Origin of the sequence: Algoriphagus resistens (assembly GCF_001442615.1) — a bacterium.
GTDB classification, from domain to species: domain Bacteria; phylum Bacteroidota; class Bacteroidia; order Cytophagales; family Cyclobacteriaceae; genus Algoriphagus; species Algoriphagus resistens.
The window spans coordinates 24,769-37,367 of record NZ_LMXN01000024.1 but is presented as its reverse complement, the minus strand read 5'-3'; the positions used below and the strand labels follow the sequence as shown (position 1 = coordinate 37,367).

The 12,599-nt window shown below is 34.6% G+C and carries 9 protein-coding genes and 1 pseudogene; all 10 read left to right on the top strand.

Translation table 11 applies throughout. From position 1 onward, the window contains the following. Nucleotides 1-688, top strand: a 688-nt coding sequence (locus AS141_RS24930; protein WP_157243593.1) for a T9SS type A sorting domain-containing protein, incomplete at its 5' end; no start/stop codon positions are given. Between the two features lie 172 nt (nucleotides 689-860). Beyond that, nucleotides 861-2,293 (top strand): annotated as a pseudogene (locus AS141_RS24925) (IS1182 family transposase). A 1,614-nt stretch (nucleotides 2,294-3,907) separates the two neighbouring features. Next, nucleotides 3,908-4,906 (top strand): mannose-1-phosphate guanylyltransferase, encoded by a 999-nt coding sequence (locus AS141_RS24915; protein WP_057940437.1) that lies wholly within the window; start codon nucleotides 3,908-3,910, stop codon nucleotides 4,904-4,906. A gap of 8 nt (nucleotides 4,907-4,914) precedes the next feature. Continuing rightward, nucleotides 4,915-6,225, top strand: coding sequence for a nucleotide sugar dehydrogenase (locus AS141_RS24910; protein WP_057940436.1), 1,311 nt, complete (start codon nucleotides 4,915-4,917; stop codon nucleotides 6,223-6,225). A gap of 5 nt (nucleotides 6,226-6,230) precedes the next feature. Further along, nucleotides 6,231-7,340 (top strand): non-hydrolyzing UDP-N-acetylglucosamine 2-epimerase, encoded by a 1,110-nt coding sequence (wecB, locus tag AS141_RS24905; RefSeq protein WP_057940435.1) that lies wholly within the window; start codon nucleotides 6,231-6,233, stop codon nucleotides 7,338-7,340. Nucleotides 7,341-7,346: 6 nt separating this feature from the next. Further along, nucleotides 7,347-8,537, top strand: a complete 1,191-nt coding sequence (locus AS141_RS24900) for a DUF6369 family protein (RefSeq protein WP_057940434.1) — start codon at nucleotides 7,347-7,349, stop codon at nucleotides 8,535-8,537. Next, nucleotides 8,530-9,894, top strand: coding sequence for an MATE family efflux transporter (locus tag AS141_RS24895; RefSeq protein ID WP_057940433.1), 1,365 nt, complete (start codon nucleotides 8,530-8,532; stop codon nucleotides 9,892-9,894). Before AS141_RS24900 ends, AS141_RS24895 begins: the two co-directional genes overlap by 8 nt. A gap of 1 nt (nucleotide 9,895) precedes the next feature. Further along, the gene (locus AS141_RS24890) at nucleotides 9,896-11,062 is read left to right on the top strand and encodes a polysaccharide pyruvyl transferase family protein (protein WP_082632433.1); all 1,167 of its coding nucleotides are present in this window, start codon (nucleotides 9,896-9,898) and stop codon (nucleotides 11,060-11,062) included. Further along, a complete protein-coding gene (locus AS141_RS24885; protein ID WP_057940431.1) occupies nucleotides 11,052-12,176 on the top strand; it encodes a glycosyltransferase in 1,125 nt (374 codons plus the stop codon). The genes AS141_RS24890 and AS141_RS24885 overlap by 11 nt, the downstream gene beginning before the upstream one ends. A 61-nt stretch (nucleotides 12,177-12,237) precedes the next feature. Further along, complete coding sequence (locus tag AS141_RS24880) at nucleotides 12,238-12,579, top strand: acyltransferase (RefSeq protein WP_232425002.1); 342 nt, start codon at nucleotides 12,238-12,240, stop codon at nucleotides 12,577-12,579. The last annotated feature ends 20 nt before the right edge of the window (nucleotides 12,580-12,599 follow it).

Here is a 12,599-nt window from a genome sequence, read left to right as displayed (position 1 = left end):
CATCACTTATTTCACAATTGAAGATGTTACAGTGTTTGATGGAATTCTTAATATTGATCTAACAGCTACAACAAGCCGTTCCATCATAGCGGGTATTGCTATAGAAGGAAGTCCAAATTCTTCTGAAAACGCCAGAACTCTTGCAACTCCAACCATCCTTGCCTCCCCTATGGAAGGAGACGGGCCGCTGAAAGTTGACTTTATGGGAGACCTAACGGGTGTGGATTATGGCAACCTAAGCTACAGCTATGACTTCGGTGATGGGTTTGTCTCTACTGAGAAAAATGCAAGTCACGTGTTTATGGCTCCTGGAACTCATAAAGTGAAAGTTACAGTAAGAGATAGCAGAGATATTGTAACCGAGGAAACCATCAGCATACAGGTGAATCATTCCAACGAGTTAGGGTTCAATTCTTATTCAGGATTTGGAGAGACTTTCATTAAAATGTATCCGAATCCGGCAAGCTCCATAGTTAATCTGCAGATGATGGATTCCAGTATCAAGATTGGGGAAATTGCCATATTCGATATACGGGGCCGCCTAATTCAAAAATACGAACCGGGTAAGTTGCAGAACGGCAATAAGTACTCGATCAGGATTGATAACCTCGCAGCCGGTATCTACCTGGTGACCACCACCACAGAATCCGGTGCAACTCAGATGCACCGATTGATTGTGGAAAAATAGTTAACTGATTTTAAGTACAAAAAAGAGTCTCGGATTTTCGAGGCCACTGAAAAAGTCCTTTAGTGCTGAATTGTTATTAAAAAAGGTGTAGAAAAATTACTTTTCTACACCTTTTTTAATATATTATTATATATATAAATAATTAAATTTCATGCTGTTATATCAATAAAAGATTAAGTTCAGCCAATACAGTTCCATCTATGATTTGATAGTCCCAAAGGACAACCTTCTTAGAAAGATTAATGACATCATTGATTTTTGTTTTGTCCACCAAGAGTTAGTTAGTAAATACTGCTCTAATAACGGGCGGATGGCTCAAAGTCCTATTCGGATGTTTAAGTATCTGTTGCTCAAAACCATCTATACCCTGTCAGATGTCGATGTTGTTGAGCGCTCACTTTATGACATGACCTTCAAATATTTTTTAGAAATGTCTCCCGAAGAAGATGTCATTAATCCAAGTTCTTTGACCAAGTTCCGAAAGCTCCGGTTAAAGGACACCGATTTGCTGAACCTGCTGATCAACAAAACAGTCTCTGTTACCATAGAAAAAGGTGTAATCCGCTCTAAATCGATCATAGTAGATGCCACACATACCCATTCAAGAACAAATCCATTTTCAGCATTAGCGGTATTAAGAGAACGCTCAAAGCTACTTCGCAAAACTATTTATACTTACGAAGAGGACTGGAAAGAGCATATGCCAAAAAAGAACACGGATAATGACCTGGAAAAGGAGTTGGCTTATTGTAAGGAGCTGGAACGGGTTATCGGCCAGGATGAAATTATCAGCGCTATACCGGGAATAAAAGAGAAATTAAACCTACTAAAGGAAACCGTTGAAGATACCAGGGAGAACATCACATCAGCCAAAGATGTTGATGCCAAAGTAGGCTACAAGTCAGCAGACAGTCCTTTTTTCGGGTATAAAACATACTTGGCCATGACCGAAGAGAGGATCATCACAGCTGCGGTGGTAACATCCGGGGAGAAAGGGGATGGCCCCCAACTCCCCAAGCTCATTGAAATCAGCTGGGAAAACGGGCTTGACTTGGATACCGTTATCGGGGATGCAGTATACTCTGGAAAAGAAAATTTCCAACTTGCAAAAGAGCAAGACCTTAAAATCGTAGCCAAACTTAACCCCATAATCACTTTAGGGAGCCAGGAAGGATGAAGACAAACTTGATTACAATAAAGACTCGGATTGGTTTGTATGCCCGGCCGGCATTTAGCCATACGAAAGGCTAGACAAGGGAAAAAGAAGGTGGGTACAAATCAGGTAGACACCTACTATTTTGATGTCGAAAAATGCAAAAGGTGTCCGTTAAAAGACGGCAGTTATAAAGAGGGGTCAAAGACAAAACCGTATTCAGTATCGATAAAATCTGACCTTCATAAGAACAGATGGTGTTTCAGGAATCACCTACTTCAAAGAAAAAGCAAGGGAACGGTATAAAATAGAAGCCAAAAAAGGAGAGTTAAAAAAACGCACATGGGTTTGGCAGGGCAATAGCTTACGGGATAAATAACATGGAAATGCAAGCTGCCATAGCTTTATTCACCGTAAATGTTAAAAGGATATTGAAACTGGCCCTCAAATAACCTAAAATCGTTGAAAATCATCAATATCAGCTGGACATATGTTTCTGTAGAGAGTTTCTGAAAGCATTTGGAGAATAAAAAAGAAAGCGACTAAGTCAATATATTTATTGACTTAGTCGCTCTCAAAAATTTACCTTCAGTTTTAGCCACTTTTTCAGTGGCCTCGCATTGCTCGGGACTCTTTTTTGTACTATGCATTTTAAGTTATGCTGCTTCTCCAGTAACTGCATTAATCAACTGCGTCGCCGTTCTTCAACCCCAGCTTATCTCTCAAATGGCTTTATTGCTAATTGATCAGGATGTCAAGCACCTACCATACTTTCCCTTGACTACATTTTCTACTCATTTTAAATCTTTCCGACCGAAAGTGGATTTCAATTGAAGCATTGGACATAGCCATAAGGATTGGTTTCATCTTAGTAAAATATATCGTGTATAAGGCGGAGGAAGGTCAAAATAGCCGGCCAGCGCGTATGGCATTGAGCGGCAGGGGCTTTATTTTGATGATGGCTTTTGGATACTTTTGGTCGAAACCAAAAGTATCAATGAAACAACCTTCATTTATCGATAAGGGCTAATAAGGAGATAATCGGCAATTGCCATATACTCCCGGGGCGGGGGTTACGATCATGTCACTGCTTCGCGGTTGAGGTTTGTCATCTCCTTGCATTTGCTATAATCCTTTCACCGCCTCACGGTTTAAATCAATCCCACATACATCTCTACAATCATATCACTTCTTCGTGGTTTGGCTGTGCTATTTTGGGACATCCCTGCTGGAAGGAGGTGTTGCCCCATCTTTTCTAATACTCCTGTCCCATAGGCGACATGTGGTAGGTAGAAAAGATGATGTTATTTGGTGATGGGCGCGTTCCATCGGAATGCCTGGTACTGATATGATCGCTTCACGAGAAGTTCCTTCGGAATGAAAGCTATGTTTTAAGGCTTAATATTGTTTTAAGGGGTACTTAAGGAGGCGAATAAACAGAAACTGAATAAATATTGCCTCTCTCAATTTTCATTGAGCAGGAAGTTTTTTTGTGAAATTATAATCTGATACTCCCTTTTATTGGATAATCTACAATGAAAGAGGCTAAATTTTAAACATAATAAAGTACTTACGCGCTACACTGTGGGGAATTTCCCCGCAGTGGGGAAACAGAAAAAACACAGTAAATCAAAAGTTTAGAGTTTGGTTGCCTCTTTGTTAACCCATGATGGCCTGAAACGACAGGGAAAATTTTTAAATACAGATTCTAGTATATAAAAATCCCGTTTAAAAATAGTATTTAAAATGAGTACAAAAACTACTCACTTCCCTATCTTTGCCAACTGAAAGGCTCAAAAAGGCGGTCAAAATTTTAATTTTGGCATTATTTGAGCCCCAAAATTTAAAATTCTGTAAAAGTCACTGAAAATCAGTCATTGCAGATTATTTCTGAGCTAAGTTCATTTTAGCCTACGAATTGGAGATTTTTAAAACTCTGATAGTTACAAAAATGGGACTGAAGGGGCGAAGCTGTGGAGAAATTTGAAACCTGAAAGTTTCAAGAAGTTAATGGTCCAATTCCGGATGAAATTTAAAATTCTTTCAACTACTATTAAATCTATATTGTGAAGACAATAAACGTAATCCTGTCAGGCGGAGTTGGTTCCAGACTCTGGCCACTTTCCCGGAAATCAAAGCCTAAGCAATACCTTCCTATTTTTGACGGAGAGACTTTATTCCAGAAGACTGTCTTAAGAAACATTGGGATATGTGATAAGGTTATGGTCGTGGGCAATTGTGAGAACTTTGAGCTTTCCAGAAAGGATCTTGTCTCAGCGGGCATAGAAGACTATGCGGAAATCATCGAAGCTTGTCCTCGGAATACAGCAGCTGCTATTGCGTTTGCCGCTTTAGCAGCGAAACCTGAGGATATTCTTTTTGTCACTCCCTCTGACCATCTGATCTCATCTGGACAGGATTACCAACTGGCAGTAGAAAGAGGTGTTCAGCTTGCAAAGGATGGATATATAGTCACCTTTGGGCTTAAACCAAGCAGGCCTGAAACGGGTTTTGGTTATATAGAGGCCAGTGGGGAAGAAGTAAAAGGATTTAGGGAGAAGCCCAATGTGGAGACTGCTGAAGCATTTCTGAAGAATGGGAATTTCTTCTGGAACTCAGGCATGTTTTGCTTTCAGGCAGGGGTTTACCTGGAAGAACTTAAATCTTTTGAACCTGAGGTATATAAGGCTTCTAAAGAAGCCTATACTGCTGCTGAAGACGGCAAACTTGACTATGGGCTTTCGATGAAGATCCCATCCATCTCTGTGGATTATGCGGTGATGGAAAAGACCAAAAAGATAAAGGTAGTACAGTCACTGTTCTCCTGGTCAGATATGGGATCTTTTGAATCAATCTACACTTATTTAAAAAAGAAAGGCCATCCTGTGGATCGAAATGGAAATATGGCTTTTGGCTTAAACGTCCATACAGAGTTTGTGGGCCTGAGGAACACAATTTTTATCTATACCGAAGATGCTGTCTTGATTCTGAAAAAGAATAAAGCCCAGGATGTAAAGAAAGTTTTTGAAAAATTAGAACAAGTTAAATCAAGATTAATAGAATAGAATATCTAATGCTAAAACCACTAAACGATTCTAAAATTGCCATAATAGGACTTGGTTATGTAGGGCTTCCTCTGGCAGTTGCTTTCGCTGAGAAATATAAGACTGTAGGTTATGATATCAACCCTATTAGAGTTGATGAATTGCAAAAAGGACATGATCGCACCCTAGAAGTGGCAGATGTCGATTTACAGAAAATACTGGTTAAAACAGGCCTAGAGCTGGATGAGAGAGGGCATGGCTTGCTTATTACTGATGCGGTGCTTCCCGTCACCTCAGCGAACATCTATATCGTAACGGTACCAACTCCTACAGATAAACATAATCGACCAGTTCTTACACCGATGATCAAAGCATCAGAGATGATTGCCAGAAATCTTAAAAAAGGCGATGTGGTGATCTATGAATCTACTGTATATCCTGGTGTGACAGAAGATGAATGTGTCCCTGTGTTGGAGAAGATTTCTGGACTGAAATATAATGAGGACTTTTTTGCAGGGTATTCTCCTGAGCGAATCAATCCGGGAGACAAAGAGCACACAGTAACCAAGATCCTGAAAGTAACATCAGGAAGTACTCCTGAAGTAGCCGATTATGTGGATCAATTGTATAAATCTGTGATTACTGCAGGGACTCATATGGCTTCTTGTATCAAGGTAGCAGAGGCTGCTAAGGTGATAGAAAATTCCCAGCGCGATATCAATATTGCCTTTGTCAATGAGCTTTCTAAGATATTCAATCTTATGGATGTGGATACCCAGGAAGTACTTGAGGCAGCCGGAACCAAGTGGAATTTCCTGCCATTTAAGCCAGGATTAGTAGGAGGTCACTGTATTGGTGTAGATCCTTTTTATCTGGCGCAAAAAGCACAGGAAATGGGATATCACCCAGAGATTATCTTGGCAGGACGGCGCCTGAATGATTCTATGGGCAAGCATGTGGCCACTGAGGTTATCAAGCATATGATGCGAAAGGATCTGAAGGTAATTGATTCCAAAGTCCTTATTCTAGGTTTTACATTCAAAGAAGACTGTCCGGATGTAAGAAATACACGAGTAATTGATATCTATAATGAGTTGAGATCATTTGATATTGATGTCTGTGTGTATGACCCGTGGGCTGATCCGGCAGAAGTAAAGCACGAATATGGTATTGATGTGATAAATGGTGGAGTTAAGCCTAATCTAGAAGATTATTCTGCCGTGGTATTGGCCGTAGGGCATCAAGAATTTAAGTCATGGCCGATAAAGTCGTCAAGTGAATGTGTTGTGTTTGATGTGAAGGGAGTGTTGAGTAAGGAACAAGTGGATAGTAGATTGTAATTGTAATGAAGAAAGTATTAATTATTTTTGGTACTCGACCGGAGGCAATAAAAATGGCTCCTTTGGTTAAAGAGTTTAAAAAATATACGGAAAAATTTGAAACCAAAGTTTGTGTAACTGCCCAACATCGTGAAATGCTGGATCAAGTATTAGACTTTTTCGAAATTGTTCCTGATTTTGATTTGGATCTTATGAAGCCCGGCCAAAATCTGTTTAGTCTTACCAGTAATATAATTACTTCCTTGCAACCTGTATTAGAAGAGTTTATTCCCGATTTCGTTTTTGTGCATGGGGATACTACAACAACTATGGCGGGAAGTATTGCTTCCTTTTATGCGGGAGCAAAAGTTTGTCATGTTGAAGCTGGATTGAGGACTCAAAATAAATTGTCACCTTTTCCAGAAGAAATAAATAGACAAATTACAAGCCGAATAGCGGATTACCACTTTGCTCCTACCGAAACCTCGAAGTTGAATCTATTAAAGGAAAATATTCCTGCCGAAAATATTATAGTTACTGGGAACACTGTTATAGATGCCTTATTACAAAGTGTAGCAAAAGTTGATGCTACCCCTAGTGATCTTGTTTTAAAATTGGCAGAGGGTTTAGGAGACAAAGAAATTATATTGGTTACTGGTCATCGCCGTGAAAATCATGGAGAGGGTTTTATCCGCATTTGTGAAGCTTTAAAAGAAATAGCAATTCAAAAACCGGATATTAAAATTGTCTATCCGGTTCATTTAAATCCAAAGGTTCAAGAGCCTGTTAAGCGAATTTTGAAGGATGTATCCAATGTTCTTTTAATTGAGCCTTTGGCATATCAAGATTTTATTTGGTTGATGAACAGGGCTAAGCTAATAATAACAGATAGCGGAGGTGTACAAGAAGAGGCTCCTAGTCTTGGAAAACCCGTGTTGGTAATGAGGGATACTACTGAAAGACCCGAGGCTGTAGATGCAGGGACAGTGATTCTAGTAGGCACTAACAAGGATTTAATTATAAATGAAACTATTGATTTATTGGACAATCATGCCCGCTTTGAAAGAATGAGTGAACTTCATAATCCTTATGGAGACGGAGATGCTTGTCGTATTATTCTTGAAGTGTTTTCTTGAAAGATAATGTTTGAAATACTGATTTTAACGTTTCTATTTCTTGGGATATTCTCAATTTTTAATAGAGATTTATCTTTAATATTGTTTGTGGGATTATCATTAGTTATTCCTACCTCAGCAGCCTTTGGAAGTTTTGTATACAGAAATGGATTAATGGTTTTTGATGCATTTTTTCTTGGCTTATTTTTGAATTTCTTAATCAATTTATTTACCCGAAAAACACTTGTAAATAAGAAGTTATATATAATTTTTAACATTGTAGCATTAATATTTATTGCTTACTTAATCATATCTTTTTATTCTCAATACAATATGGAATATGTGCTGAAGGATATTAGGCCATTTCTATACTTATGTCAAGTATTTCTATTGTTTTATATATATTCAAGTGATTTTGTAAAGATAGAGAATCCTTGGATGTTTAGATTTGCTTTTTTTGCTTCTTTAACAAATGTAATATATTTTTCCCTTTTATATGTAGGCTATTTTAAATTTAATGATGTGTTTTATGATGTAAATATTAGATATTTAGACCTGTCTACATATTTCTCGGCATTTTTTATTGTTTATTATACTTTCCTTTATAGGAATATTAGATATAGGTCTAATTATTTTGTGCTTATTTTAGCTATAATATCTGTACTTATTAGTAATTCTAGATTTCTATTATTGAGCGTTATGATTGCATCAGCAACGATTCTAGTAGTTGATTTTAAATCTTTTCTTAAGGTTGGATTTTATAGTTCTATTTTTATTGTTTTGTTCGTTTTATTTAGTTCGTATGTAGGTCAGGATAGAGTTTTAGAAGGCTTAAATTACGATGGAGCTATAGTTCAAATACTGAATAGATTTTCACCAGGGTTAACTGAAATTCAAAATATGAATGGTATTCAGTATATTTCTGGATATGGTCTAGGTAAATTTTTTGTTATACCTTGGTTTGACTATAGAGAAATTAATAATTTGAATGTAAGTATTGACTCTGCATATTTAACCCATTATGTAAAGCAAGGTGTTTTTGGAATAGCTTTTTTGTTTTTGGTAATTTATTTGTTGTCCAATACCCCATTTCCTACTTTATCAAGGGCATATGTTGTTTTTTGGATTATTTTATTTTTTGTTTCTGCATCCTTATATCAAAATTATGTATTTGGATCGATTTTTTACTTGTCCTTATTCCGATTAAAAAATGCTTAAAAGTGTAAGCAGCTCCTTTCTTTGGTCAGGTATTGGTTTTGTATTTAACAAGGTTGGTTTAATTGGACTTCTTTCTGTTCTTTCTTTTGTTTTAAATAAAGACGATTATTCTGATTTTAACTTATTTATTATTTCATCAAATGTATTTTCAGGAGTATTTGGTGCAAGTATGAGTATTACAGCAAATAGATATGGAATTGGAACCCCTGGATTTAGTTTAATTCGTAAGATGTGTTTTGCGATATCATTAATATCAAGCGTAGTTTTTTTCTTGTATAGTGTGTTGTTAAAAAATAGTATAGACTTAGATTTTCTGATTTATGAAATATTGATTATTTTTTTTACAACTTTCTTAACTTCAATAAACGGATTATATTATGCGAATAATAATTTTAAAGGATATGCTTATTTAAATATAATATATGGTATATTGTATTTTTCATTGGGGTATATTGGTGCATATTTTTATGAGCTTATAGGGTTATTTATTGGATTAAATATTGCAGGTCTATTTTTCTGTATATTTTCTTTTTTTTATTTAAAACCATCTCTTATTAATAATAGTGACATACAGGATAGCTCGACATCCTTACTTGTTAAAAGATCAATAAAGAATGTTCTTGTACCTAACATAATATCGGGTTTTCTTTTTCAACCTGCTATATTAATATCTGCACATTATCTGAATAATGCTGCAGATGGAGACGGCCTAATAGCCTATTCGTTAGCTAATCAATTTCGAATGATTGGAGGGTTTTATATTGTCGTTAGTGGTTCTGTTCTTATGAAATTATTAGTAGATAATTTAGCTATTAGCGATTTAAGAATCGAAAGATTTAACTATACATTTAGTTATTATCCTTATTTAGGATTAGTTTTTTTAATATTATCATTATTGAAGCTTTCAAATATATTTTTTAATCTTACGGACTCTTATTTATTGTATAGAAATTTATATATACTATTATTAGCTTCTGTAATTACTGCTTTTAAAAGTTCAATAGCTAGAAAACTTGTGAGTTCAGAAGAAGGTAAGATTAGTATATTTAGTAATTTAACATGGTTTATATTGTTTATTGTTTTTAACTATTTTTTAATTAAAGAATGGGCGTCTGTAGGAGCATCAGCTGCTTTTCTTTTAGCAAATTTGTTCCAACTTATTATTTGGGCTCACTATTATTACTCAAAGGGGATTCTTAATATTTCATTTTTTGATTTTAAGTTTTATATTAGTTTGCTTTTAATAATTATTTCTGTTTTTGTTTTTTTTAGCGGATTTTACTACTTAAACTTTATATTGTCATTAGTTTGTTTTTACTTTACATATACTGAAATTCAAAAATTTAAAACTTTATAGTGTGATTAGACGAAACTTAATATATTTAAGAGGTGCATATGGCCCGGGTAACTTTGGAGATGATCTCCTTATGATATCAATGCTTAATTTTCTTAGAACATTGGTAGAGGACGAAAAAATAACTGTATCAATTGAAAATCCAGAGTTTATTTCTAACAACTATAAGAAGATTAAATCTTCACCTATAAATGCTCCTGTTTTTTCAAAAATTGCAATACTTGGAGGTGGTGGACAATTTTTTTCCTTTAAAGGTAATAAGTATAAGCAACTTAATACGCCTTTTCTTAGAAGACTTCTTTCTCTGTTAAAGGTAGGCTACTCTATAATGGATCTTTTTTTGGGCTTTATTCTTAGGAAAACCTATGGACTAGGGTATAAGGCTCGTAATTACAGTTGGTTTTGCGTCGGATTTGGTCCTTTTTATTCTGACTTTACTAGTGAACGACTTAAAATGATTGCAAGTAACAAGGCAAATCTTATTAGTGTTCGTGATGAGAAAAGCAGTATTGTGATGGAGGAGCAGGTTGGAGTGATTCCTGATGTTTTTTCTGATATTAGCTTTTCTAGTCAATATTGGCTTTCAGATTCTATTTATAAGATTAAAAAACTTCCTTCTAAAGATAGCAGAAAACGTATAGGGGTTGTTATCAGGGAATGGGGATTTAGTAGTAGTGGCTTGAATCTTGTGGATAAGCTTTTAAAATTCACTAAAGACCATAATGAATATGATTACGTATATATTCTCCTTGATAAGAGAAAAGACGAAAGCCTGATAGAAAAGTATAAACTTAAAGATTGTCTTGTTTGGGATATTAATAAGTATTCAATTTCTGATTTTTGTGTTTTGTTAAAAGAGAACATTGACTTAATTATCAGTTCGAGGGCTCATGGCGTTTTGGTGCCTACTATTTGCCATATTCCTTGCATATCTTTAGAGATTGAACCAAAGTTGAAAGCGGTTCATGATTTACTACCAAATGCAACCTGGTTAATATCTGAAAATAATTTTTCTGATTTGAAAAATAAGATTGAATTTATCTTGAGTATTCCAAAAGTTGAACTCAACGACATTTTTATTCGAGATTTATCTATGAACTTACAAAAATCAGAAGAATCTTTTTCAAAGCTGAAAAATTGGATTAAAAATATACTAGGTAATGAAGCATAATAGAATTGTTGTTCTGTTTTCTGGATACAGTATTAATAATACTCCAAAGATTAAAAGATTAATTTCTTGTTATAATGCTAATGGGGTTTCTGTAGAAATTATGGGTATTGTTAAATACTCTAATGGTATAAATAATGATAATTTATATTCTATTAATAATTATAATGGTATTGTAAAAATTTTAATAGTATTATTTTATCAATTTAAAATATTTTTCAAGTTGTTGTTTTCTAGTAATTATGATTATGTATATACAATTAATCCTGTTTCATCAATTCTAGCACTAGTTCTTCATTATGTAAAGGGAGTTAAGTATGTCTACGAGTCTCATGAGATGATTTTTGGAGTCAATTATCCTTTTTTTTCCGGATCTTATAGAAACCTTTGGATATTTATTGATAAACTTTTGATTAAGAATAGTTTTCTTTTTTTAACAACTGATTTATTTAGACTTACCTTTTATAGAAGATTATATAAACTTAATAATAATTCTTCTATTGACTATCTTTTGAATGTACCATTTATAGGAGAGAATAACTTCAAAACTGTTAATAGATTTACTGATAAGTTTGTTATTAGCTATTGTGGAGGAATTGCGCCGGGTAGAAATATTGAAGAAATTATTGAAGCCTTTTCTTTTTATAGAATAAAGTGTGATGATGCTTTTTTACTTTTGGCAGGTTCTATTTCATTTGATTATATGCAAAAACTAATTGGACTACTAAATAAGTTGTCAATAGCTGATAGTAGTTATGAATTTACTGGAGCTATTACTAACCCAGAGTTAATGAATTATATGTATAATTCAGATATTACTTTTGCTTTATATGATAAATCTTCACTTAATAACCGGTTTTGTAGCCCTAATAAAGTTTTTGATGCTATTCATGCGAATACTCCCTTAATTTGTTCAAAGTCCTGGCTTACTTCAGATCTTTGCAGAAATTTTTCAATAGGTATTACTATTGAAACCAATAGTTCTGATTCAATACTTCGAGCTTTAAATAATTTTAGTTCTAATAATTTTTCAGACTTTAATAAAGCGATAGCTAGGTTTGATTTTAAGTATGAATTTGATCGATTAAAAATTAAATTATTAAATGGTAAAGATTAGAAATTTTATTCGATTGATAGTCTTAGAAGTTAGATTTCGGATCTTAACCAGTTTGTATAAAATGGATATTTCTAAATCGGCTCGAATTTCTTTTGGTACAAAGCTTGATAGAACTTATCCTGTGGGCATCCATATTGGTGATGAATCTTATTTTGCATCGGGTTCAATAATGTTTTCTCATGATTTCTGCAGAGATATTAAGACCCATACTTATGTAGGGAAAAAATGTTTCGTTGGTGCAAATGCTATTATTATGGCTGGCGTGAAAATTGGGGATGAGGTCATAATAGGTTCAGGTTCTATAGTGACCAAAGATATACCTTCTAATTGTATAGTGGCAGGTAATCCGGCTAGGATATTACGTGAAGGAATAAAAACTAAGAAATTTGGTCAATTATTATGACTTAATATATCCCTTATTCT

Bases quoted from the DNA above. Each gene is read 5' to 3' on its own strand.
- AS141_RS24910 (WP_057940436.1), top strand. From the start codon at position 4,915: ATGCTAAAACCACTAAACGATTCTAAAATTGCCATAATAGGACTTGGT.
- wecB (WP_057940435.1), top strand. From the start codon at position 6,231: ATGAAGAAAGTATTAATTATTTTTGGTACTCGACCGGAGGCAATAAAA.
- AS141_RS24900 (WP_057940434.1), top strand. From the start codon at position 7,347: ATGTTTGAAATACTGATTTTAACGTTTCTATTTCTTGGGATATTCTCA.
- AS141_RS24895 (WP_057940433.1), top strand. From the start codon at position 8,530: ATGCTTAAAAGTGTAAGCAGCTCCTTTCTTTGGTCAGGTATTGGTTTT.
- AS141_RS24885 (WP_057940431.1), top strand. From the start codon at position 11,052: ATGAAGCATAATAGAATTGTTGTTCTGTTTTCTGGATACAGTATTAAT.
- AS141_RS24880 (WP_232425002.1), top strand. From the start codon at position 12,238: ATGGATATTTCTAAATCGGCTCGAATTTCTTTTGGTACAAAGCTTGAT.